This is a genomic window from Streptomyces sp. NBC_00443, assembly GCF_036014175.1.
Classification (GTDB): Bacteria; Actinomycetota; Actinomycetes; order Streptomycetales; family Streptomycetaceae; genus Streptomyces.
The window spans coordinates 3,668,700-3,690,769 of sequence record NZ_CP107917.1 but is presented as its reverse complement, the minus strand read 5'-3'; the positions used below and the strand labels follow the sequence as shown (position 1 = coordinate 3,690,769).

General features: G+C 71.8%; 21 protein-coding genes and 1 pseudogene. 16 read left to right on the top strand and 6 right to left on the bottom strand.

Annotated elements, in window-relative coordinates; genetic code table 11:
* The first annotated feature begins 46 nt into the window (after nucleotides 1-46).
* Together glmS and OHO27_RS16275 are read left to right on the top strand one after the other, a co-directional pair.
* Nucleotides 47-1,894, top strand: a complete 1,848-nt coding sequence (glmS, locus tag OHO27_RS16280) for a glutamine--fructose-6-phosphate transaminase (isomerizing) (protein WP_328424563.1) — start codon at nucleotides 47-49, stop codon at nucleotides 1,892-1,894.
* Between the two features lie 676 nt (nucleotides 1,895-2,570).
* Nucleotides 2,571-2,984 carry a hypothetical protein gene (locus OHO27_RS16275; RefSeq protein ID WP_328424561.1) on the top strand — a complete coding sequence of 138 codons (414 nt, stop codon included), beginning with the start codon at nucleotides 2,571-2,573 and terminating at the stop codon, nucleotides 2,982-2,984.
* Between the two features lie 17 nt (nucleotides 2,985-3,001).
* Here the strand turns inward: OHO27_RS16275 and OHO27_RS16270 are convergent, their stop codons facing one another.
* The 3 genes from OHO27_RS16270 to OHO27_RS16260 all read right to left on the bottom strand — a co-directional run bounded on the left by OHO27_RS16270 (nucleotide 3,002) and on the right by OHO27_RS16260 (nucleotide 6,150).
* Nucleotides 3,002-4,183, bottom strand: coding sequence for an FAD-dependent monooxygenase (locus OHO27_RS16270; protein WP_328424559.1), 1,182 nt, complete (start codon nucleotides 4,181-4,183; stop codon nucleotides 3,002-3,004).
* A 66-nt stretch (nucleotides 4,184-4,249) separates the two neighbouring features.
* Nucleotides 4,250-5,686, bottom strand: coding sequence for an NAD(P)H-hydrate dehydratase (locus OHO27_RS16265; protein WP_328424557.1), 1,437 nt, complete (start codon nucleotides 5,684-5,686; stop codon nucleotides 4,250-4,252).
* 92 nt (nucleotides 5,687-5,778) lie between these two features.
* Nucleotides 5,779-6,150, bottom strand: a complete 372-nt coding sequence (locus tag OHO27_RS16260; RefSeq protein ID WP_328424555.1) for a holo-ACP synthase — start codon at nucleotides 6,148-6,150, stop codon at nucleotides 5,779-5,781.
* A gap of 116 nt (nucleotides 6,151-6,266) precedes the next feature.
* Between OHO27_RS16260 and OHO27_RS16255 the strand changes: the two genes are divergently transcribed.
* The 5 genes from OHO27_RS16255 (at nucleotide 6,267) to OHO27_RS16235 (ending at nucleotide 10,677) form a co-directional block, all read left to right on the top strand.
* Entirely contained in the window at nucleotides 6,267-7,151 is an 885-nt protein-coding gene (locus OHO27_RS16255) for a L,D-transpeptidase family protein (protein ID WP_328424553.1), read from the top strand.
* 83 nt (nucleotides 7,152-7,234) lie between these two features.
* Entirely contained in the window at nucleotides 7,235-8,401 is a 1,167-nt protein-coding gene (alr, locus tag OHO27_RS16250) for an alanine racemase (protein WP_328424551.1), read from the top strand.
* 168 nt (nucleotides 8,402-8,569) lie between these two features.
* Nucleotides 8,570-9,811 (top strand): alpha/beta fold hydrolase, encoded by a 1,242-nt coding sequence (locus OHO27_RS16245; RefSeq protein ID WP_328424549.1) that lies wholly within the window; start codon nucleotides 8,570-8,572, stop codon nucleotides 9,809-9,811.
* Nucleotides 9,777-10,289: a tRNA (adenosine(37)-N6)-threonylcarbamoyltransferase complex ATPase subunit type 1 TsaE gene (gene tsaE / locus OHO27_RS16240; RefSeq protein WP_328424547.1), complete on the top strand. Its 513-nt coding sequence runs from the start codon at nucleotides 9,777-9,779 to the stop codon at nucleotides 10,287-10,289. Before OHO27_RS16245 ends, tsaE begins: the two co-directional genes overlap by 35 nt.
* 181 nt (nucleotides 10,290-10,470) lie before the next feature.
* A complete protein-coding gene (locus OHO27_RS16235; RefSeq protein ID WP_328424545.1) occupies nucleotides 10,471-10,677 on the top strand; it encodes a hypothetical protein in 207 nt (68 codons plus the stop codon).
* Between the two features lie 24 nt (nucleotides 10,678-10,701).
* On the opposite strand, the gene OHO27_RS16230 is transcribed toward OHO27_RS16235, so the two are convergent.
* On the bottom strand, nucleotides 10,702-11,256 hold the full coding sequence (locus OHO27_RS16230; protein ID WP_328424543.1) for a hypothetical protein: 555 nt from the start codon (nucleotides 11,254-11,256) through the stop codon (nucleotides 10,702-10,704).
* Nucleotides 11,257-11,367: 111 nt separating this feature from the next.
* On the opposite strand from OHO27_RS16230, the gene tsaB reads away from it, so the two are divergent.
* Genes tsaB through OHO27_RS16205 form a run of 5 tightly spaced genes read left to right on the top strand, consistent with a single transcriptional unit; the run spans nucleotide 11,368 to nucleotide 14,253 of the window.
* Complete coding sequence (tsaB, locus tag OHO27_RS16225; protein ID WP_328424541.1) at nucleotides 11,368-12,024, top strand: tRNA (adenosine(37)-N6)-threonylcarbamoyltransferase complex dimerization subunit type 1 TsaB; 657 nt, start codon at nucleotides 11,368-11,370, stop codon at nucleotides 12,022-12,024.
* Nucleotides 12,021-12,575 (top strand): ribosomal protein S18-alanine N-acetyltransferase, encoded by a 555-nt coding sequence (gene rimI, locus OHO27_RS16220; protein ID WP_443059551.1) that lies wholly within the window; start codon nucleotides 12,021-12,023, stop codon nucleotides 12,573-12,575. The genes tsaB and rimI overlap by 4 nt, the downstream gene beginning before the upstream one ends.
* On the top strand, nucleotides 12,568-13,674 hold the full coding sequence (gene tsaD / locus OHO27_RS16215; protein ID WP_328424539.1) for a tRNA (adenosine(37)-N6)-threonylcarbamoyltransferase complex transferase subunit TsaD: 1,107 nt from the start codon (nucleotides 12,568-12,570) through the stop codon (nucleotides 13,672-13,674). The genes rimI and tsaD overlap by 8 nt, the downstream gene beginning before the upstream one ends.
* Nucleotides 13,671-13,934, top strand: a complete 264-nt coding sequence (locus OHO27_RS16210; protein ID WP_328424537.1) for a hypothetical protein — start codon at nucleotides 13,671-13,673, stop codon at nucleotides 13,932-13,934. The genes tsaD and OHO27_RS16210 overlap by 4 nt, the downstream gene beginning before the upstream one ends.
* 46 nt (nucleotides 13,935-13,980) lie before the next feature.
* Nucleotides 13,981-14,253 (top strand): hypothetical protein, encoded by a 273-nt coding sequence (locus OHO27_RS16205; RefSeq protein ID WP_328424536.1) that lies wholly within the window; start codon nucleotides 13,981-13,983, stop codon nucleotides 14,251-14,253.
* A 21-nt stretch (nucleotides 14,254-14,274) separates the two neighbouring features.
* Here the strand turns inward: OHO27_RS16205 and OHO27_RS16200 are convergent.
* A pseudogene (locus OHO27_RS16200) lies at nucleotides 14,275-16,601 on the bottom strand (glycoside hydrolase family 3 N-terminal domain-containing protein).
* Between the two features lie 167 nt (nucleotides 16,602-16,768).
* On the opposite strand from OHO27_RS16200, the gene OHO27_RS16195 reads away from it, so the two are divergent.
* From OHO27_RS16195 to OHO27_RS16180, 4 genes are all read left to right on the top strand, one after another.
* Nucleotides 16,769-17,854: a LacI family DNA-binding transcriptional regulator gene (locus OHO27_RS16195; protein WP_328424534.1), complete on the top strand. Its 1,086-nt coding sequence runs from the start codon at nucleotides 16,769-16,771 to the stop codon at nucleotides 17,852-17,854.
* A 138-nt stretch (nucleotides 17,855-17,992) separates the two neighbouring features.
* On the top strand, nucleotides 17,993-19,063 hold the full coding sequence (locus OHO27_RS16190; RefSeq protein WP_443059709.1) for an LCP family protein: 1,071 nt from the start codon (nucleotides 17,993-17,995) through the stop codon (nucleotides 19,061-19,063).
* Between the two features lie 122 nt (nucleotides 19,064-19,185).
* Complete coding sequence (locus tag OHO27_RS16185) at nucleotides 19,186-19,542, top strand: YciI family protein (protein WP_328424530.1); 357 nt, start codon at nucleotides 19,186-19,188, stop codon at nucleotides 19,540-19,542.
* 47 nt (nucleotides 19,543-19,589) lie between these two features.
* A complete protein-coding gene (locus OHO27_RS16180; RefSeq protein ID WP_328424528.1) occupies nucleotides 19,590-20,861 on the top strand; it encodes an RNA polymerase sigma factor in 1,272 nt (423 codons plus the stop codon).
* On the opposite strand, the gene OHO27_RS16175 is transcribed toward OHO27_RS16180, so the two are convergent.
* Nucleotides 20,862-22,031, bottom strand: a complete 1,170-nt coding sequence (locus OHO27_RS16175) for a THUMP-like domain-containing protein (protein WP_328424526.1) — start codon at nucleotides 22,029-22,031, stop codon at nucleotides 20,862-20,864.
* Nucleotides 22,032-22,070: the final 39 nt, after the last annotated feature.

Genomic DNA, 22,070 nt, shown 5'->3' with positions numbered 1-22,070 from the left:
AGTTCGGGGGCGATTTCCCTGACGAGCGGACCGTAGGCTGCCGCGCATGTGCGGAATCGTGGGATACGTGGGGTCGCAGTCGGCGCTCGAGATCGTGATGGCCGGACTGAAGCGGCTGGAGTACCGGGGGTACGACTCGGCCGGGGTCGCGGTGCTGGCGGACGGGGGGCTGGCCGGGGCCAAGAAGGCCGGGAAGCTGGGCAATCTGGAGAAGGAGCTCGCCGAGCGGCCGTTGCCGACCGGGACCACGGGGCTCGGGCACACGCGGTGGGCCACGCACGGCGGGCCCACGGACGCGAATGCGCATCCGCATCTCGACAACACGGGGCGCGTCGCCGTCGTGCACAACGGGATCATCGAGAACTTCGCCGGGCTGCGGGCCGAGTTGGCGGAGCGGGGGCACGAGCTGGCCTCCGAGACCGACACCGAGGTGGTCGCGCACCTGCTCGCCGAGGAGTTCTCGGTCTGCGCCGACCTCGCCGAGGCCATGCGGCTGGTGTGCCGACGGTTGGAGGGGGCCTTCACGCTGGTCGCCGTGCATGCCGATGAGCCCGACGTGGTGGTCGGTGCGCGGCGGAACTCGCCGCTGGTGGTGGGTGTTGGGGAGGGTGAGGCCTTTCTCGCCTCGGATGTCGCCGCGTTCATCGCCCACACGCGGTCGGCGATCGAGCTGGGCCAGGACCAGGTGGTGGAGCTGCGGCGGGACGGGGTGACCGTCACCGGGTTCGACGGGCGGCCGGCCGAGGTGCGGTCGTATCACGTCGACTGGGACGCCTCGGCCGCCGAAAAGGGGGGCTATGACTACTTCATGCTCAAGGAGATCGCCGAGCAGCCCAAGGCGGTCGCCGACACGTTGCTGGGGCGCATCGACGCTTCCGGTTCGCTGACGCTGGACGAGGTGCGCATCAGCGCCTCCGAGCTGCGGGAAGTCGACAAGGTCGTCATCGTCGCCTGCGGTACGGCCTTTCACGCCGGCATGATCGCCAAGTACGCCATCGAGCACTGGACGCGGGTGCCCTGCGAGGTCGAACTGGCCAGTGAGTTCCGGTACCGGGATCCGATCCTCGATCAGCAGACCCTCGTCATCGCCATCTCGCAGTCCGGCGAGACCATGGACACCCTCATGGCGCTGCGGCATGCCCGCGAGCAGGGGGCCAGGGTGCTGGCGATCTGCAACACCAACGGGTCGACGATTCCGCGTGAGTCGGATGCGGTGCTGTACACGCATGCCGGGCCGGAGGTCGCGGTCGCTTCGACGAAGGCGTTCCTGACGCAGCTGGTGGCGTGTTACCTCGTCGCGCTGTATCTGGGGCAGGTGCGGGGCACCAAGTGGGGCGACGAGATCGGGGCGGTCATCCGGGATCTCTCCCACATCTCCGGTGAGGTCGAGCGGGTGCTGGAGACCATGGAGCCGGTGCGGGAGCTGGCGCGGTCGCTGGCCGCGAAGAAGACGGTGCTGTTCCTGGGGCGGCATGTCGGATACCCCGTGGCGCTGGAGGGGGCGCTGAAGCTGAAGGAACTCGCCTATATGCACGCCGAAGGCTTTGCGGCGGGGGAGTTGAAGCACGGGCCGATCGCTCTGATCGAGGACGATCTGCCGGTGGTCGTGGTCGTGCCTTCGCCCCGGGGGCGGTCGGTTCTGTACGACAAGATCGTGTCCAACATCCAGGAGATCCGGGCCCGGGGCGCGCGGACCATCGTCATCGCGGAGGAAGGCGACGAGGCGGTGGTGCCGTACGCGGACCACCTCATCTGGATCCCGGCCACGCCGACCTTGCTTCAGCCGCTGGTGGCGACGGTTCCCCTGCAGGTGTTCGCCTGTGAACTGGCGACGGCTCGGGGCAACGACGTGGATCAGCCTCGGAATCTGGCCAAGTCGGTGACGGTGGAGTGAGGTGACGGTGGAGTGAGGGGGCCCACAGGGTAAGTGCGCGTCGTGCGAGCCGACTTCGGCGGCGGGAACGTTTTCCCGCCGCTCGAAAGGGTGAACGCCTGTTGATCGCCGGGCAACCCGATCTTCGGCCCCATTACGTTGCGCGCATGGTCACATCCACCCACGAGGCCTCGCACCGGATCTTTCAGGATCATCCGGAGGTCCTCGCCCCCGTATTCGAGGCGTTGGGGCTGCCGCCGCCCGTGAAGGCGAACATCGAAGTGCTCACTCCCGACGCCACGGAAATCAAGCCGCTGGAGCGGCGAGTGGACACGGTGCTGAAGGTCGAGTCCGCCGATGGGGAGAACTTTCTGCTCGCCATCGAGGCCCAGACCAGACCGGCTAGGACAAGGGGACCACCTGGCCCTACTACGTCGCCTACCTGCGGGCGAAGTTCAACCTGCCGGTGCTGCTCGTCGCGGTCTGCCGGGACCGGTCGACCGCGAGTTGGGCCGCAGGCCCCTTCGAGTGCCGCGTCGGGGTGTGGGAGACGCAGGTCACGCGTCCCTTTGTGCTGGGGCCGGAGAACGTTCCGGAGATCACGGATGAGTCGATGGTGGCGCGACATCCGGCGATGGCCACGTTTGCGGCCATCGTGCACAGTGAAAGCAGGAACAGCCCGGCCATACTGAACTTGATGGCCCAGGGGATGCGGTCGCTCGACAGGGCCACGGCCATGTACTGGTGCGAGTTGCTGGAAGTCGGTCTGGAGAACACTCCGGCCCGGGAGACATGGAGAGAGCTGGAGAAGATGGTCGCCACATACTTTCCGGGCCGGGGAACCCTCTTCGAGGAGACGTACCTGGAGGGCAAGGCCGAGGGCAAGGTCGAAGGACGGGCCGAGGGCAAAGTCGAAGGACGGGCCGAGGGCAAGGCGGAAGGTGTTCTGCGTGTCCTGGAGGTGCGTGGCATCGCCGTCTCCGATGAGGTGCGGGAGCGGATCGCCACCTGTACGGACCTTCCCCGTGTCGATGCCTGGCTCGACCGAGTCGGCACCGTCGAGCGGGTGGAGGACCTGTTCGTCGACGACCAGGACGACGACCAGACCTGAGCTGCCGGCCGGGCCGTTCAGTGGTCCGGCTCGTCGTCCGGTCCGTCCTCCCGCCACGCCGTCGCCTGCGGCATGAACCTGTTCTCGGCTGCGTGTGCCGCCATGCGGGCGTTTCTCGACCTGGCCTCCGGGCCGTCCGGTAAGTGGAAGTCTCTGCCTGCCTGGGTCGAGGCGGACTGTGTGGCGGTGGCGGTCGGTAGGCGGCGGGCGGTGTAGCGGGCGAGTGCGGCGGGAACTTCGGTGGGCGTCGCGTCCGTGAGGGCGTCGCCCAGTGCGGCCGCGTCCAGGATCGCCTGGGCCGCGCCCTGGGCCTGGAACGGGACCATCGCGTGGGCGCTGTCGCCGAGGAGGGTCACCCGGCCGACGTTCCAACGAGCAAGCGGGGCTCGGGTGTAGATGCCGTAGCGCAGCACCTGGCCCGCGCGTTCGAGGATCCTCAGGACCCGGGCGTCCCAGGCCGCGAACTCGCGCAGTTGCTCGCCGGGTTCTGCCTGAGCGGTCCATGACTCCTGCGTCGGCTCCTCTGTGCTGAAGACGGCCACGACGTTGAGGAGTTCGCCGCGGCGCACCCAGTAGTGGACGAAGTGGCGGTCCGGGCCGAGCCAGACGGCGAGCGGGGGGAGACCCAAGTCGGCCACCTCGGCGGCGGGGAGCAGGGCCCGGTAGGCGGCGGTTCCCGAGAACACCGCCTCGTCCTTGCCGAAGAGCCACTGGCGGGCGGCGGAGCGGATGCCGTCCGCGGCCACCACCAGGTCCGCGCCCAGGCGCTCACCGGTCGCCGTCGTGACGTGGGCGGAGTTGTCGTCCTGGGCGATGTCCACGACCGTCGTGTTCAGGCGCACCGACTCCGGTGGCACCGCGGCGACCAGGGCCCGGTGCAGATCGGCGCGGTGAAGCAGCAGGTACGGCGCCCCGAACTCGTCCTCGGCCGCACGGCCCGTCCCGTAACGGCAGATCTCCGACCCGTCGGACCAGGTGCGAAAGCTCAGGTGGGAGGGGCGGGAGGCCGGTGCGGCGACCGCGTCGAGGACGTCCAGCCGGCGCAGCACCCGCGTGGCGTTGGGCGCGAGCTGGATTCCGGCACCGACCTCGGTGAAGCGGGCTGCCTGCTCGACGATCGTGACGTCCCAACCCGCCCGGCGCAGGCTCAGGGTGGCGGCCAGTCCTCCGATGCCCGCCCCGATGACGATCGCCCTCATGCGACGGCCTCGCCAGGACGACGGCGGCGCGGTGACGCCGGTCTCCGCCGTCCGGAAGCGGTTCCCTCAACTCCGTACGTCCCGCCAGGCATCCGGAATCCCCTCAGCCACGTCATGCGCCCCGACCGGCGCCCCGTCCGCCGCGAACCTTGCCGACAGGCCGTGGAGATACGCCGCCGCGCTCGCAGCATCCAACGCCGGGAGCCCCGCCGCCAGCAGTGATCCCGCCAAACCGGACAGCACATCCCCGCTGCCGGCCGTGGCCAGCCATGGCGTACCCGTCGGGTTCACCCGGACCGGGCCGGTGCCCCCGGCGTCCGCCACCAGCGTCGTCGACCCCTTCAGCAGCACCGTCGCCGCATACCGCCCCGCCAACTCCCGTACCGAAGCCAGCCGAGCCCCCTCGACCTCCTCGCGGGAAACACCCAGCAGCGCCGCCGCCTCCCCGGCGTGCGGGGTCATCAGAGTCGGTGCCGTACGCCCCCGTACCGCGTCCGCGTCCGCCAGCCGCAGGCCGTCCGCGTCGAGGAGCACCGGCACGTCCGTCGCCAGGACCTCCGCGACCGCCGCCGCGTCGTCCCCGGCGCCGGGGCCGACGACCCAGGACTGCACGCGCCCGGCCTTCTTCGGGCCCCGGTCCGACACCAGCGTCTCGGGGAACCGGGCGATCACCGCGTCCGCGGCCGGGCCGACGTACCGTACGGCTCCCGCCCCGCCCCGCAGTGCCCCCGCCACCGCCAGGACGGCCGCACCCGGATAGCGCGCCGAGCCGGCCGCGATGCCCACGACACCTCGCCGGTACTTGTCCGTCTCCGCCGCGGGCGACGGCAACAGCAGGTCCACGTCCGCGTGTTGCAGAGCCTCCAGCTCCACCGCGTCGTTCGGCAGCGCCAGGCCGATGTCGACCAGGCGCACCACACCGGCGTAGTCCCGCGCCGGATCGATCAGCAGGCCCGGCTTGTGCGTGCCGAACGTGACGGTGAGGTCGGCCCGCAGTGCCGTGCCGCGTACCTCGCCCGTGTCCACGTCCACGCCGCTCGGCAGGTCCACGGCGACCACCGCGGCCCGGGACCGCCGGGCGGCGGCGGCCAGCGGGGCCGCATCCGGACGCAGCCCGCCCTTGCCGCCGATCCCGACGATTCCGTCCACGACGAGATCCGCGCGCTCGATCAACTCCTCGGCGCCGTCGACCCCGGTCGCCCGGCCGCCCGCCTGCCGCAGCGCCGCGAGGCCCCCGGCGTGCGCCCGCTCCGGGTTCAGCAGCACCGCGGCAACTCCCGCCCCGCGCCGGGCCAGTCGGGCCCCGGCATACAGGGCGTCGCCGCCGTTGTCGCCGCTGCCGACCAGCAGCACGACCCGGCTGCCGTACACCCGGCCCAGCAGATCCGCGCAGGCCACGGCGAGTCCGGCCGCCGCCCGCTGCATCAGCGCACCGTCCGGAAGCCGTGCCATCAGCTCCCGTTCGGCCGCCCTTACCGTCTCCACGCTGTACGCAGTCCGCATACGACCGAGTCTTCCGTACGCGGCGCGGCTCGTCGCATCCATGGACGCATCGGTGTGCCTTTTGGCCGGCCGGGGCGCGAGGGCCGGCGGCCTCAGCCCTCCGCCACCACCACCGCCGACGCGACCCCGGCGTCATGGCTCAGCGACACGTGCCAGGACCGTACGCCCAGTTCGGCCGCCCGTGCCGCGACCGTCCCCGACACCCGCAGCCGTGGCCGGCCGCTGTCCTCGACGTAGACCTCGGCATCCGTCCACAGCAGGCCCGCCGGTGCGCCCAGCGCCTTCGCGAGAGCCTCCTTCGCCGCGAAACGGGCCGCGAGCGAGGCGATGCCCCGGCGTTCGCCGCTTGGCAGCAGCAACTCGCTCTGCAGGAACAGTCGTTCAGCCAGCCCGGGGGTGCGTTCCAGTGCCGCGCTGAACCTGTCGATCTCGGCCACGTCGATGCCGACCCCGATGATGCTCATGCCGAGCACCCTACGGTTCGGTCGCCCGTTCCCCAGCCCGGTCTCCCGCGCCTCGTTAGGGTGACCCCGCCGCGCGGCGCCTCCCGCCGGGCAGGCCCTCACGCTTCCCTGTGCGCATGATCAGCGGACGTATCGCAAGCCGGAGCATCGCTGTGCTGCTCGCCGGCGCCACCCTGCTGCCCGTCGGCAGCGCCTCGGCCGACCCCGTGCCCCCGGCTTCCGGGCCGGAGGCCGAACTCGTGCCGGGCGTACCCGACCTGCTCAACCTCCGGCCGACCGACACGCCCGACCAGGCGCTGCCCCCGGAGGTGTACACGCCCAGCCCCGAGGAGGACGCCGTCGAGCCGAAGGACGCGCCGGACGAGACGAACGACCTCGTGGAGTACATCCCTCCGATGGACGCCCTCGAGGGCGTGAAGTGCAGCCAGGAGACGGGACCGCACCAGCGGCAGGTCGAGCGGTGGCTGAAGCGGCGCGTGGACGGGGAGCAGTCGCCCGCCGACTGCCGGGCCATCCGCGCCTTCCAGACCAAGCACAAGATCAAGCCCGCCATCGGCTTCGCCGGCCCGGTGACTTGGGCCACCATGCAGCTGGTCTCCGCCAGCAAGAACCCCAATGCCGCCAAGAAGTGCCCGGTACGCAGGTACCGGGTCGCCTGTGTCGACCTCGACCGGCAGCTGGCCTGGGTGCAGAAGGGCAAGAAGGTGGTGTTCGGGCCCGTGCCCGTCAGGAGCGGGCGCAAGGGGTACGAGACGCGGGTCGGGTCGCACCGCATCTACTGGCGGCACAAGAACCACGTGTCGAGCCTCTACAACAGCCCCATGCCCTACTCCCAGTTCTTCAGCGGCGGCCAGGCCTTCCACGGCGTCTACGGCAACATCTTCACCGCCGTCGGCTCCATGGGCTGCGTCAATCTGCGCCTGGACGAGGCCAGGAAGCTGTGGGGCGTGCTGAAGAACAACGACCAGGTGTACGTGTGGGGGCACCGGCCGGAGGCGTGACCCGCTGGCGCGGGACCGGTGGTCAGGGGCGCGGGTCCCGGCTCGGCGGCGATGTCGTACCCCTCTGAGACACTGGGGGCGCCATGACAGAAACAGCAGCCCTGCGGACCGCCCCCCTGCGTGCCCGCGCCGAGATCGATCTGGCCGCCCTGCGGGCCAATGTGCGGACCCTGCGCGCCCACGCGCCGGACGCGGCCCTGATGGCCGTCGTGAAGTCGGACGCGTACGGCCACGGGGCCGTCCGGTGCGCCCGCGAGGCCATAGAGGCTGGCGCCGGCTGGCTGGGTACGGCCACGCCCGAGGAGGCCCTCGTGCTGCGGGCCGCCGGTCTGGACGGCGTACGGATCATGTGCTGGCTGTGGACACCGGGCGGCCCCTGGCGCGAGGCCATCGAGGCCGACCTGGACGTCTCCGTCAGCGGGATGTGGGCCCTGCGCGAGGTCACCGAGGCCGCCCGGCAGGCCGGCGCTCCCGCGCGCGTGCAGCTCAAGGCCGACACCGGGCTGGGCCGGGGCGGCTGCCAGCCCGGGGACGACTGGACCGAGCTCGTGCGGGAGGCCCTGCGGGCCGAGGCCGACGGGCTGATCCGGATCACCGGACTCTGGTCGCACTTCGCCTGCGCCGACGAGCCCGGGCATCCGTCCATCGCCGCCCAGCTCTCCCTCTTCCGCGAGATGGTGGCGTACGCCGAGGCGCGGGGCGCGCGGCCCGAGGTGCGGCACATCGCCAACTCGCCCGCCACGCTCACCCTCCCCGACAGCCACTTCGACCTGGTGCGCACCGGGATCGCCACCTACGGCATCTCGCCCAGCCCCGAGCTGGGCAGCCCCGCTGACTTCGGGCTGCGGCCCGTGATGACGCTCTCGGCGTCCCTCGCACTGGTGAAACACGTCCCGGGCGGTCATGGCGTCAGCTACGGCCATCACTACGTCACCCCGGGCGAGACCACCCTCGGCCTCGTCCCCCTCGGCTACGCCGACGGCATCCCGCGGCACGCCTCCGGCGCCGGTCCCGTCCTGGTCGGCGGCAAGTGGCGGACGGTCGCGGGGCGGATCGCGATGGACCAGTTCGTCGTCGACCTGGGCGGGGACGAGCCGGCGGCCGGCGCGGAAGCGGTGCTGTTCGGGCCCGGTGACCGCGGTGAGCCCACCGCCGAGGACTGGGCCCAGGCCGCGGGGACCATCGCCTACGAAATCGTCACGCGGATCGGAACGCGCGTTCCACGCGTCTACAGGAATGCGTCCATGTGATGCGTCTTCGTGATGCGGCTATGTGACGCGGGCAATGTGATGCGTCCATCCGAATGCGGTTATGTGAATGAGGAACCAGGCGGGTAACCCGTAGCGGGACAACCCGCACCACCCGGCACCCATGTCACACCGAGACACCGGGCACGACCCAGCGAAGAGGAGCGGTACGTGAGCGAGAGCAGTGCGGAGGTCGTCGCGGCCGTCGCCTCCGCCACGGGGGCGGCCGCGAACTGGCGCCGGGCGACCGGTTTCGCCGGCGCCGCGATAGGCGTGATCGCGGCCGGCGCGGCCGCCGGCGTCGCCATAGAGCGGATGACCGTGGGCCGCGGCATGCGGCAGAAGGCCCGGCTCGCGCTCGACTCGGCGGGACCGTACGGCTCGCTGCGCGGCATGCCCGGCAAGGCGTACGCCGACGACGGCACCGAGCTGTACTACGAGGTCGACGACGTCGACCCCGAGGCCGCACCCGCCCTCACCCCGCGCCGGCGACGGCTCTTCGGGCGCAAGGCACCCGCCCCCGTCACCGTCGTGTTCAGCCACGGCTACTGCCTCAGCCAGGACTCCTGGCACTTCCAGCGCGCCGCGCTCAGGGGCGTCGTGCGCACCGTGCACTGGGACCAGCGCAGCCACGGCCGGTCCGCGCGCGGCGTCGCCCAGACGGAGGAGGGCAAGCACGTCGACATCGAGCAGCTGGGGCGCGACCTGAAGGCCGTCATCGACGCGGCCGCGCCCGAGGGGCCGCTCGTGCTGGTCGGACACTCCATGGGCGGGATGACGGTCATGGCGCTGGCCGACCAGTTCCCGGAGCTGATCCGGGACCGGGTCGTGGCCACCGCCTTCGTCGGTACCTCGTCCGGGCGGCTCGGCGAGGTCAACTTCGGGCTGCCCGTCGCGGGCGTGAACGCGGTACGGCGCATCCTGCCGGGCGTGCTCAAGGCGCTGGGGCAGCGGGCCGAGCTGGTGGAGAAGGGGCGCCGGGCCACCGCCGAGCTGTTCGCCGGGATCATCAAGCGGTACTCGTTCTCGTCCCGGGACGTCGACCCGGCCGTCGCGCGGTTCGCCGAGCGGATGATCGAGGGGACGCCGATCGACGTGGTCGCGGAGTTCTACCCGGCTTTCGCCGACCACGACAAGACCGAGGCGCTCGGGCTCTTCACGGAGATGCCGGTGCTCGTCCTGGCCGGTGTGGGCGACCTCGTCACGCCCAGCGAGCACAGCGAGGCGATCGCCGACCTGCTGCCGGACGCCGAGCTGGTCCTGGTGCCGGACGCCGGGCACCTGGTGATGCTGGAGCACCCGGAAGTGGTCACCGACCGTATGGCCGACCTGCTCACCCGGGCGGGTGCCGTGCCCGCAGGGGCTACCGTAAGTGGCTATGGAAGCACCAGCAGCACCGCACAACGCGGGTGACCTCGACCTGACCGTCACTTCTCCCGAGCAGATGCGGGAGCTGGGCCGGCGACTCGCCAAACTGCTGCGCGCCGGTGATCTCGTGATGCTCAGCGGGGAGCTCGGCGCGGGCAAGACGACGCTGACCCGGGGGCTCGGCGAGGGGCTGGGGGTCAGGGGCGCGGTCACGTCGCCGACCTTCGTGATCGCCCGTGTGCACCCCTCCCTCGGCGAGGGCCCGCCGCTCGTCCACGTCGACGCCTACCGGCTGTCGGGCGGCCTGGACGACATGGAGGACCTCGACCTCGACGTCTCGCTGCCCGAGTCGGTGATCGTCGTGGAGTGGGGCGAGGGCAAGGTCGAGGAACTGACCGAGGAACGGCTGCAGCTCGTGATCCACCGGGCCGTCGGCGACACGACGGACGAGGTACGGCACGTCACGGTGACGGGGCTGGGCGAGCGCTGGGCCGCGGTGGATCTGAGCGTGCTGTCGGCCTGAGCGCGACGTGGGCCTGAGGGCGCTGCAAGCCTGTACGCGGCCGGGACCGGTCGGGCCTGATGAACATTCCGACAAGACGTCGGCAAGATATTGCGTTTGCGGTCTTGTGCGTGGTCACATGGTATCCAGTCCGTGGTTAGGTCTGCCTAACTACGCCCGCCCCCGGCCCCAGGAGGCGTCCATGTCGGCATCCGAGAGCAAGGCGCAGAGCAAGGCGCAGAGCAAGGCGCAGAGCGAGGCGCGGCCGTACGCGCCGGCCAGCGGGGTGTCCATGCGCGATCTGCTGGCGGCCGGTGCCGCGGCGAACGTGATCTCCACCCCGCCGCGTCTGCCCGACCCGGAGACGAACCGCGAGCCCGCCGACCACGGGCACCGCCACGCCGCATAGCGGATCACGGCGCGCCGACAGGCCCTAGCGGATCACGACAACCGTTCGGCCGATCGTCGCGAAGTCCCACATCGCGTTGCCGTCGGCCCGGGACTCGCGGATGCCGCCCGTCTTCACGGAAGGGGCGGGCAGGGGTGCCGGGCCGTCGGCGAGCGTGCTGAAGCCGATCGTGACGTTGTCCACGCCGGCGAAGCGGACGACGTGCTCCACGGGGAGACCGTCGGTGCCGGTGACCGCGTTGGAGCGGGAGGTGACGGTGTAGGCGCCCGGAGCCGGGTCGACCGATCCGGGGGTCACGCGGAACGTGCGCTTGACCTTCTCGCCCGCGTCGACCAGCCACACCCGGTCGTCGTCCACCGAGTAGACGACCCGCCTCCCCGCACCGGACCCGGGGGGCAGCGCGCCGGGGTCCTTCCCGTCGCGGGGCGCCTTGGCGGTGCTCACCCTGGGAACGCTGTCGGCGACCGGCCTGCCCAGGTCGGCCGGGATGTTCGAGTAGGCCTGGAAGGCGAGGAAGCCGACCGTCGCAAGGGCAACCGCGGTCAGCCCCGTCACGATTGAGGAGCTGCTGCCTGACACTGGCCACCTCAGCGTTCGCGTCGTACCTGGTGATCGATTCCGACCGTAGCAGTCGTCAAGCGGCCGACCGGGACGGCGCTTCCCGGGGCGCGGGCGCCGTAGGCTGTTTGCGTGCTCTTGCTCGCTCTGGATACCGCCACCCCCGCCGTCACCGTCGCGCTGCACGACGGTACGGACGTCATCGCCTCGTCGAGCCAGGTGGACGCGCGCCGGCACGGCGAGCTGCTGCTGCCGGCCGTCGACCGGGTCCTCGCCGAGGCCGGTGTGAAGCTCGACGCCGTCACCGGCGTCGTCGTAGGCATCGGACCCGGCCCCTACACCGGGCTGCGCGTCGGCCTGATGACCGCCGACACCTTCGGGCTCGTCCTCGGCGTCCCCGTGCACGGCGTGTGCACGCTGGACGGCCTCGCCTACGCCGCCGACATCGAGAAGGGCCCCTTCGTCGTCGCGACGGACGCCCGGCGCAAGGAGGTCTACTGGGCGCGGTACGCCGACTCCCGCACGCGGCTGACCGACCCGGCCGTGGACCGGCCCGCCGACATCGCCGACCAGGTCGCCGGGCTGCCGGCCGTCGGCGCGGGCGCGCTGCTGTACCCCGACACCTTCCCCAGCGCCCACGAGCCCGAGCACGTGTCGGCGGCGGCCCTCGCGGCACTGGCCGCCGAGAGGCTGGCGGCGGGCGAGGAACTCCCCGCGCCCCGGCCGCTGTACCTGCGCCGGCCCGATGCCCAGGTCCCCAAGAACTACAAGGTGGTCACCCCCAAGTGACCGAACCCGTGACGCCGACTCCCGCCGCTGCCGCCGGTGCCGTGCTGCGCGAGATGCGCTGGTGGGACATCGACGCCGTACTCGGCCTGGAGAAGGAACTCTTCCCCGAGGACGCCTGGTCCAGGGGCATGTTCTGGTCCGAGCTGGCCCACTCGCGCGGGCCCGGGGCGACACGGCGTTACGTCGTCGCCGAGAACGGCGAACAGCTCGTCGGATACGCCGGGCTCGCCTCCGCCGGAGAACTGGCCGACGTCCAGACCATCGCCGTCGCCCGCGACCACTGGGGGACGGGGCTCGGCGGCCGTCTGCTCACCGAACTGCTGCAGGCCGCGACCGACTTCGAGTGCGCCGAAGTGATGCTGGAGTGCCGCGTGGACAACGTCCGGGCGCAGAAGCTCTACGAGCGCTACGGCTTCGAGGCCATCGGCTTCCGGCGCGGCTACTACCAGCCGGGGAACGTGGACGCCCTGGTGATGAGACTGACCACAGCGCCCGACAGCGGCTACGCCGCGGGTGCAAACTCCGTACAAGGAACCGAGACCCATGGCTGACTCGCGGGACGAACCCCTAGTCCTCGGCATCGAGACCTCCTGCGACGAGACCGGCGTCGGCATCGTCCGCGGCACCACCCTGCTCGCCGACGCCATCGCCTCCAGCGTCGACGAGCACGCCCGCTTCGGGGGCGTCGTGCCGGAGGTCGCCTCCCGGGCGCACCTGGAGGCGATGGTCCCGACCATCGACCGCGCCCTGAAGGAGGCGGGGGTGAGCGCGAGGGACCTGGACGGGATCGCCGTCACCGCCGGCCCCGGCCTCGCCGGTGCCCTGCTGGTCGGCGTGTCGGCGGCGAAGGCGTACGCCTACGCGCTGGGCAAGCCGCTCTACGGCGTCAACCACCTCGCCTCGCACATCTGCGTGGACCAGCTGGAGCACGGGGCGCTGCCGGAGCCGACGATGGCGCTGCTGGTGAGCGGCGGCCATTCGTCGCTCCTGCTGTCGTCGGACATCACCTCCGACGTCCGCCCGATGGGCGCCACGATCGACGACGCGGCGGGCGAAGCCTTCGACAAGATCGCCCGGGTGCTGAACCTGGGCTTCCCGGGCGGTCCGGTCATCGACCGGTACGCGCGCGAGGGCGACCCGCAGGCGATCGCGTTCCCGCGCGGTCTGACGGGGCCGCGCGATCCGGCGTACGACTTCTCCTTCTCCGGCCTCAAGACGGCGGTGGCCCGCTGGATCGAGGCCAAGCGGGCGGCGGGCGAGGAGGTGCCGGTGCGCGATGTCGCGGCGTCCTTCCAGGAGGCGGTCGTCGACGTGCTGACCCGCAAGGCCGTCCGCGCCTGCAAGGACGAGGGCGTCGACCACCTGATGATCGGCGGCGGCGTCGCGGCCAACTCCCGCCTGCGGGCCCTCGCCCAGGAACGCTGCGAGCGGGCCGGCCTCCGGCTGCGGGTACCCCGGCCGAAGCTGTGCACGGACAACGGGGCGATGGTGGCGGCCCTCGGCGCGGAGATGGTGGCCCGGAACCGGCCGGCGTCCAGCTGGGACCTGTCGGCGGACTCCTCGCTGCCGGTGACGGACCCTCATGTGCCGGGCACCGGCCACACTCACGACCATGTGCACGAGGTCAGCAAGGAGAACCTCTACTCGTGACGGTCGCGCTGATGTGGGAGGCGCGGGCGGTTCCGGGGCGGGGCGAGGCCCTGCTCGACTGGGCCCGGGCGCAGGAGCTGGCCGTACGGCCGCTGCGCCGGGAGGTCTTTCGGGCGCCGGAGGATCGGGTGCTCGTCATCACGTGGTGGGATGCGGCGTACGACGCGGAGCTGCCTGAACTTGCTGAACCGGGTGGGGAGTTGGTGACTCGGGCGGTTCATCGGTGGCGGTTCGAGTCGGTGGATGCCTGGCCGGGGTGAGGGTGGACGGGGGAGGGGTCTTAAGGGCTCGTCGCATGTACGTCCCATGAGCGCATTTCGCATGTATCTCAGGGTTGTCAGCCACTCTCTCCGGCCGGAGGAGATCTCCGGGCGGCTGGGAGTGGAACCGCTCGGACGACTCGTCGACGCAGGGGAGGCCGCCGTGTTTCTGGAGATCGTCCAGGAGATCAGGGATCTCGACGATCCGCAGCAGAAGGGCATCTTCCTCGGGGCGGGGCTGATGGCCTGGCTGGGGGCGGCCAGGGCTTCGCTCGAGATCGACCAGTACGTCCACCACGAGTGCGGCAGCCCCTCGTAGGAGTCTGTCCCGGCGCCTGAGTCACTCCGGCTCCGACACCTCCGGCTCGCTCCGCAGCCGCCGATCCGAAGCCAACTCCCGTACCGGCCCGATGAGGCGCAGCCGTGCCGTATGCCGTACGTCCGCACTCGACGCCGCCACCCGCAGTTCCAGAACCCCCGGTTCGACGATCCGGCGCCCCGAACGGTCCGTGAAGGACGACAGGTCCGCGTGGAAGCGGAAGGTCACCCGGCTCGCCTCCCCCGGCGCCAACTCCACCCGCTGGTACCCGATCAGCCGCACATCCGGCCGCGTCACCGACGCCACCGGGTCGTGCAGGTACAGCTGCACAACCTCCGCGCCGGCGCGGTCGCCCGTGTTGCGGACCGTCACCGATACGTCGTACGAGCCGTCTGTGCCGATCTCCGTGAGGGCCTCGCCTCCGGTGAAGTCCGTCCACTCGAACGTCGTGTACGACCGTCCGTGCCCGAACGCGTACAGCGGCGTCGGATCGAGATTGCTCACCTCTCCCGCCAGCCCCAGCGGCGGCTGAAGATACGTCCACGGCTGCCCTCCGGGCTCCCGCGGCACGCTCACCGGCAACCGCCCCGACGGACTCACCCGCCCCGACAGCACCCCTGCCACCGCCGGCCCGCCCTCCTCTCCCGGGAAGAACGCCTGGGCGACCGCCGCCAGCCGCCCCTGCCAACGCCCCAGCGCATAAGGGCGGCCCGTCAGCAGGACCAGCACCACCGGGACGCCCGTCGCCACCAGCGCGTCCAGCAGCTCGCCCTGCACCCCCGGCAGCCGCAGGTCCGTCACATCGCAGCCCTCGCCCGACGTGCCCCGCCCGAACAGGCCGGCCCGGTCGCCCAGCACCGCCAGGCACACGTCCGCCTCCGACGCCCGGGCCACCGCCTCCTCGAAGCCTGCGGTGTCCGGGTCGGACACCGCGCAGCCCTCGGCGAACGTCACCTTGGCGTCGGGGAGTTCGGCGCGCAGGGCCTCAAGGAGCGTCGGGATCTCGATGCCCATCGGCACCTCGGGGTGGTGCGTGAGGACGTGGGACGGGAAGGAGTAGCAGCCCAGCATCGCCAACGCGTCCGCCGCGCGCGGGCCCACGACCGCGATACGGGCATCGGGGGAGAGGGGCAGGGCGCCGTCCGGGTTGTCCAGGAGCACCACCGACTCCTCGGCCACACGCCGAGCCAGGGCGCGGTTCGCCGCCGAGTCCAGGTCGAGGTCCGCTGTCTTCGGCTCCGGCGTCCAGTCCTCGTCCAGGAGACCCAGCTCGCACTTCTGGAGCAGGACTCGGCGGGCCGCCCGGTCCACCAGTTCCTCCGCTACCTCGCCCGACCGGACGGCCTCCAGCAGTGGTTTCCCGTAGCATTTCAGGGTGGGGAGTTCCACGTCGATGCCGGCCGCCAGCGCCGCGTGCGCGGCCTCCCCCGCACTGCCCGCCACTCGGTGCAGCGTCTCCAGAAAGCCGATACCGAAGTAGTCGGCGACCACCGTGCCCGTGAACCCCCATTCCGCGCGCAGGAGTTCGGTCAGCAGTGCCGGGTCCGCCGACGCCGGCACGCCGTCCGTCTCGTTGTACGCCGCCATCACCGACCGGGCCCCGCCCTCGCGCAGCGCCATCTCGAAGGGAGGGAGTGTCACGTCCGCGAACTCGCGGATGCCCGCCCGTACGGGTGCTAGGTTGCGGGCGCCCGCAGAGGACGCGTATCCGGCGAAGTGCTTGAGTGTGGCGATCACGCCGGCCGACTCCAGGCCCCGGACGTATGCCGTACCGATCGTGCCGGTCAGGTACGGGTCCTCGCCGATGGTCTCCTCGACGCGGCCCCAGCGCGGATCGCGTACGACGTCCAGGACGGGGGCGAGACCCTGGTGGACGCCGGCCGAGCGCAGGTCCTGGCCGATGCGGGCGGCCATCTCCTCGATGAGCGGGGGTCGAAGGTGGCTCCCCAGGCGAGCGGTACCGGGTAGGCCGTGGCCTGCCAGGCCGTGAAGCCCGCCAGGCACTCCTCGTGGGCCACCGCCGGGATGCCGAAGCGGCCCGCCCCGGCGATACGGCGCTGGGCGCGGGCCAGTGCCTGCGCGGCCGGTGCCGGGTCGACGGGGGCGGTGCCGAAGGAGCGGGTGAGCTGGCCGAGGCCGTGGGTGATCAGCTCGGCCCAGTCATAGTCGGCGGTCATGTCGTGCTGGTGCGGGGCGACTCCCTCGGTCCGTGCCTCGCCGTCCGTGGCGGCGCCCACCCATACCCCGTACAGCTGGGCGGTCTTCTCCTGCAGGGTCATCCGGGAGAGGAGGTCGTCGACGCGGGCGGCGGCGGGCAGGGCGGGGTCGCGCCAGGGGGCGGTGGTCATGAAACTCCTGTCCGGGCGGTGGTCATGAAACTCCTGGCCGGGCGGCAGCTGGGAGGCCCTCTCATCAGTCTCTCGCGAATGTTTCGTTGTTTGCCTCGAATGTTCCGGGAACCTAGGCGCGGTGAGAAGGGTTCGTCAAGAGGTCGCGCAGGGATACGATCGCCGCCATGACACCCTCGGAGCCCGCCGAAACCCGGACCACAACGCGTGAAACCCGGACGACACCACCGTCGACCGGCCGGTCCACCCAGACCGCAACGCTCGCCGAGATCGCCCGCGAGGCCGGCGTCTCCGCGCCGACAGTTTCGAAGGTCCTCAACGGACGCGCCGACGTCGCCCCGGCCACCCGCACCCGCGTCGAGGAACTGCTGCGCGCCCACGGCTACCGCCGACGGCGGGCCGAGGCGAGCCGCTCACCCCTGATCGACCTGGTCTTCCACGAGTTGGAGAGCGCGTGGGCGATGGAGGTCATCCGGGGCGTGGAGAACGTCGCCCGCGATGCGGGGCTGAGTGTCGTGCTGAGCGAGAGCGCCGGGCGGCTGACCCCGGGCAGGACGTGGGCCGACCAGGTCGCCGCCCGGCGTCCGCACGGCGTGATCCTCGTGCTGTCCGGGCTCGACGAGTCCCAGCGTGCCCTGCTGACCAGCCGTTCGATCCCGTTCGTGGTGATGGACCCGGCGGGCGACCCGGGCGCCGACGTGCCGTCCATCGGGGCGACCAACTGGCAGGGCGGGCTTGCCGCCACCCGCCATCTGGTGGAGCTCGGGCACCGCAGGATCGGCGCGATCACCGGGCCGTCCCGCATGATGTGCAGCCGCGCACGCATCGACGGCTACCGCGCCGCCCTGGAGACGGCCGGGCTCCCGGTCGAGCCGGACCTGATCCGGCCCGGCGACTTCCACCACGAGACCGGCTACCGGCAGGGCCTGGAACTGCTGCGCCGCCCGGACCGGCCGACCGCCGTCTTCGCCGGCAACGACCTCCAGGCTCTCGGGCTGTACGAGGCCGCGCGCGAGCTGGGGCTGCGCATTCCGGAGGACCTGAGTGTGGTCGGCTTCGACGATCTGCCGATCGCACGCTGGGTGGGGCCGCCGCTGACGACCGTACGGCAGCCGCTGACGGAGATGGCGGAGGCGGCGGCGAAGCTGGTCCTTGACCTCGCGCGGGAGCAGGGGGCGCCGGTCGCGACGCGGGTGGAGCTGGCCACGAGCCTGGTGGTGCGGAGCAGCACGGGGGAGCCGTCGGCGGCTTAGCCCCACGATGCATCGAAGCAAGTCGGTTGGTCGGTCGAAACTTTCGGAAGCGTCTCGATGGGATCTCCCGTAAGTCTGAGAATTTCCGAAGAAAAGGCGGACTGACACTCCTGCCCGTAATAATTCGGACGTACGTTCCTGCCTGTGACGGGACTTGGGGCGAACGGGCGTGCAGCGGACGGGGACTTCGGCGGACGGGCAACCCGGCGGTCGAAGGCGCTGAAGGCGGCCGGACTCGTCTTCGCGGGCACCCTGGTGCTGGGCGCGGCTGCCGTGAGCTGGGCCTACTGGCACCTCAACCACAACATCAAGAGCGTCGACATCGACAGCGCCCTCGGCGACGATCGCCCCCTGAGCGGCCGGACGGCACCGGTCTCGTCGGCGTCCGCCTCCGCCCTGCCCACCGGCTCCCTGAACATCCTCGTCCTGGGCTCGGACTCGCGCACCGGCGAGGAGAACCGGAAGCTGGGTGGCGGCAGCAGCACCGGCGCCCGCGCCGACACGGCGATGGTGGTGCACATCGACGCCGGCCGCACTGAGGCGACCGTCGTCAGCATCCCGCGCGACACCCTGGTCACCCGCCCGTCCTGCCCGCTGCCGTCGGGCGGTTCGACGGAGGTGGCGTACAGCACGATGTTCAACAGCGCGTACGCGCTCGGTGGCCCCGTCTGCGCGGTCAAGACGGTCGAGTCGCTCACGGACGTCCGCATGGACCACTACATCGAGATCGACTTCTCGGGCTTCGCAAAGCTGGTGGACGCGCTGGGCGGCGTCACGGTCACGACGGACGAGGACATCGACGACGAGGACAGCCACCTGACCCTGGAGGCGGGCACGCATCACCTGGACGGCACCCGGGCGTTGGCCCTCGCCCGCACCCGGCACGGCATAGGCGACGGCAGCGACCTCGGCCGTATAGGCCTGCAACAGCAGCTGGTGACGGCTCTGCTGGACCAGATCTCCGCCACCGACCTCCTCACCGACCCGGCCCGCCTCTACCGGGTCGCCGACGCGGTGACGGGCAGCCTGACGACCGACACGGGTCTGGACTCACTGGGCGAGCTGACGGGGCTGGGGCAGAGCCTGCAGGGGCTGTCGTCGGACACCGTGCGGACGGTGACGATGCCGGTGGTGCCGGCGCCCTCGGACCGCAACCGGGTGGTGGCTCAGGAGCCGGAGGCGGGGGAGTTGTGGGAGTCGCTGCAGTGACAGCAAAAGATCTTCGAAAGAAATCCGCGGAGCGTGTCGATCCGGGAGCCTCCCGTTCGACGCAGGGGTGAGAGGCCGGGAAGAACCCGGTCGCCCACGCACCGAACCCCTGAGGAGTCACCATGCCGCGCTACCTGTCGCTCGTCCGGATCGACGAGTCCACCGCCCCCGCCGACGGCCCGAGCCCCGAGATGATGCAGCGCATGGGGGAGCTGCTGGAGGAGATCACCAAGGCCGGCGTCATGCTCGACACCGCCGGTCTCACCCCGTCGGCGCAGGGCACCCGCGTGCACTGGGACGGCGCCGACGTCTCCGTCACCGACGGGCCCTTCACCGAGTCCAAGGAGGTCATCGGCGGCTACGCGATCACGCAGTGCAAGGACAAGGCCGAGGCGCTGGAGTGGGCCTCGCGGTTCGTGAAGGTCCACGGGGAGGGCTGGCAGGTCACCTGCGAGGTGCGGGAGATCGCCGAGGGCTGATCCGGCCTCCTTGGATACCCGGCCGTACGGGTGTTGCATGGTGGGCTGTGACCCCGCAGCCCACCGCAGACCCGCACGGCGCCATCGAGACCGTCTTCCGCATCGAGTCTCCTCGCGTGATCGCCGCCGTCGCCCGGCTGGTCCGCGACGTCGGGATCGCCGAGGAACTCGCGCAGGACGCGCTGGTCGCCGCGCTGGAGCAGTGGCCCCGCGACGGCGTCCCCGACAACCCCGGCGCCTGGCTCATGGCCGCCGCCAGGCACCGCGCCGTGGACCTGATCCGCCGCCGCGAGAACTACGCCCGCAAGCTCGCACAGATCGGCCGCGACCTGGAGACGACGGCGCCGCCGGAGGAGCCGCCCGCCCTCCATGACCCCGAGGACATCGACGACGACCTGCTGCGGCTGGTCTTCACCACGTGCCATCCGGTGCTGTCGCCGCAGGCCCGCATCGCCCTCACCCTGCGGCTGCTCGGCGGCCTGACGACGCCGGAGATCGCCCGGGCGTTCCTGGTGCCGGAGGCCACGGTCGCCCAGCGGATCGTCCGCGCCAAGCGCACCCTGGCGACCAGGAACGTCGCCTTCGAGGTGCCGTACGGCTCCGACCGCGCGGCACGCCTCGGCTCGGTCCTGGACGTCATCTACCTGATTTTCAACGAGGGTTACGCCGCCACGGCCGGCGACGACTGGCTGCGCCCGTCGCTGTGCGAGGACGCGCTGCGGCTGGCCCGCGTGCTGTCGGGACTGATGCCCAAGGAGCCCGAGGTCCACGGCCTGACCTCCCTCCTCGAATTCCAAGCGTCCCGCGCGGCGGCCCGCACCGGCCCGTCCGGCGAGCCGATCCTCCTCAAGGAGCAGAACCGCAGCCGCTGGAACCGCATGCTCATCGCCCGCGGCATCGCGGCGCTGGACCGGGCGGGCGCCACCGCCACGGGAGCGCCGGGGCCGTATGCCCTCCAGGCCGCGATCGCCGCCTGCCACGCGCACGCGTACACCTACGGGGAGACCGACTGGCAGACCATCACCACCCTGTACGGCCTGCTGTCCGCCCGCGCCCCGTCCCCCGTGGTCGAGCTGAACCGCGCGGTCGCCGTGTCGATGGCACAGGGGCCGGAGCCCGCGCTGGAGATCGTCGACGCGATCGCGGCCGAACCGGCGCTGCGGGACTACCACTTGTTGCCGAGCGTGCGCGGCGATCTCCTGCTGCGCCTCGGCCGTACGGACGAGGCGCGGGCGGAGTTCGAGCGGGCGGCGCGGCTGGCGCGCAACGAGCGGGAGCGGGAGATGCTGCTCAAGCGGGCGGCTGCCGACGAGGCCTGACTACGCGGGCCGCCCGACCAGCATCGTCGGCGCCCCCGCCACTCGGGTCAGGAACACGGTCGACGCGTTGGGCCCCTGAGGCTTGACCTTCTTGCGCAGCTCCTCCGGCTCGACCGCCGACCCGCGCTTCTTCACGGTCAGGATGCCGACCTGGCGCTCCCGCAGCAGTGCCTTCAACTTCTTCACGTTGAAGGGGAGTTGATCGGTGATCTCGTAGGCGGCGGCATACGGCGTCGGCCGCAGCTCGTCCGCCGTGACGTACGCGATGGTCGCGTCGACCAGGCCGCCGTCCAGCTGCTGGGCGACCTCGGCGACCAGGTGGGCGCGGATGGCGGCGCCGTCCGGCTCGTACAAGTACCGCCCCACCGGCCGGACTTCGGGGTCGGGGAGGCCTCGGGAGAGCAGCGAGCGCGGTCCCGGCAGCAGGGTGGCCCGAACGGCCCCGGGATCGGTCCCGAACCACAGCACGGCTTCCTTCACGTCCCCGCCGTCCGAGATCCACTCGGCCTCGGCCTCCGCCGGGATCGCCTCGTGCGGGATCCCGGGCGCGATCTTCAGTGCGGCACGGGGGGCCTTGCGGGCGGTCTCGATCGCCCAGGACAGGGGCGGCGAGTACGCCTCGGGATCGAAGATCCTTCCGCGGCCGCCGCGTCGGGCGGGGTCGACGAACACAGCGTCGCAGCCGGAGACGTCCACCTCGGTGACGTCCGCCTCCCGTACCTCGACCAGGCGGGTGAGGCCGAGGGCCTCCGCATTCTCCCGCGCCACGGCCGCAGTCACCGGATCGCGGTCCACCGCGAGCACCCGTATCCCGGCCCGCGCCAACGCGATCGCGTCGCCTCCGATCCCGCAGCACAGGTCGGCGACCGAGCTCACCCCCAGCTCCTTCATCCGGTGGGCCCGGTACGCCGCGACACTCGCCCGCGTCGACTGCTCGACGCCGTTCGGGGTGAAGAACATCCGCCCCGCGTCCGCGGCCCCGAACTTCGCCACCGCCCGCTGGCGCAGCCGCGCCTGCCCGAGCGCCGCCGACACCAGCTCGGCGGGGTGCTCGCGGCGCAGCCGGGTGGCGACGGCGAGTTCGTCGGCGGGGTCGGTGTCGCGTACGGCGTCGAGGAGGGCGCGGCCCTCGGGGGTGAGGAGGGAGAGGAAGGCGGCGAGGTCGTTCACCGGGACATTGTCCGCCAGCCGGCGGACCGGCCGCTCACT

Bases quoted from the DNA above. Each gene is read 5' to 3' on its own strand.
- glmS (WP_328424563.1), top strand. From the start codon at position 47: ATGTGCGGAATCGTGGGATACGTGGGGTCGCAGTCGGCGCTCGAGATC.
- OHO27_RS16275 (WP_328424561.1), top strand. From the start codon at position 2,571: ATGGCCCAGGGGATGCGGTCGCTCGACAGGGCCACGGCCATGTACTGG.
- OHO27_RS16270 (WP_328424559.1), bottom strand. From the start codon at position 4,183: ATGAGGGCGATCGTCATCGGGGCGGGCATCGGAGGACTGGCCGCCACC.
- OHO27_RS16265 (WP_328424557.1), bottom strand. From the start codon at position 5,686: ATGCGGACTGCGTACAGCGTGGAGACGGTAAGGGCGGCCGAACGGGAG.
- OHO27_RS16260 (WP_328424555.1), bottom strand. From the start codon at position 6,150: ATGAGCATCATCGGGGTCGGCATCGACGTGGCCGAGATCGACAGGTTC.
- OHO27_RS16255 (WP_328424553.1), top strand. From the start codon at position 6,267: ATGATCAGCGGACGTATCGCAAGCCGGAGCATCGCTGTGCTGCTCGCC.
- alr (WP_328424551.1), top strand. From the start codon at position 7,235: ATGACAGAAACAGCAGCCCTGCGGACCGCCCCCCTGCGTGCCCGCGCC.
- tsaE (WP_328424547.1), top strand. From the start codon at position 9,777: ATGGAAGCACCAGCAGCACCGCACAACGCGGGTGACCTCGACCTGACC.
- OHO27_RS16235 (WP_328424545.1), top strand. From the start codon at position 10,471: ATGTCGGCATCCGAGAGCAAGGCGCAGAGCAAGGCGCAGAGCAAGGCG.
- tsaD (WP_328424539.1), top strand. From the start codon at position 12,568: ATGGCTGACTCGCGGGACGAACCCCTAGTCCTCGGCATCGAGACCTCC.
- OHO27_RS16205 (WP_328424536.1), top strand. From the start codon at position 13,981: ATGAGCGCATTTCGCATGTATCTCAGGGTTGTCAGCCACTCTCTCCGG.
- OHO27_RS16195 (WP_328424534.1), top strand. From the start codon at position 16,769: ATGACACCCTCGGAGCCCGCCGAAACCCGGACCACAACGCGTGAAACC.
- OHO27_RS16185 (WP_328424530.1), top strand. From the start codon at position 19,186: ATGCCGCGCTACCTGTCGCTCGTCCGGATCGACGAGTCCACCGCCCCC.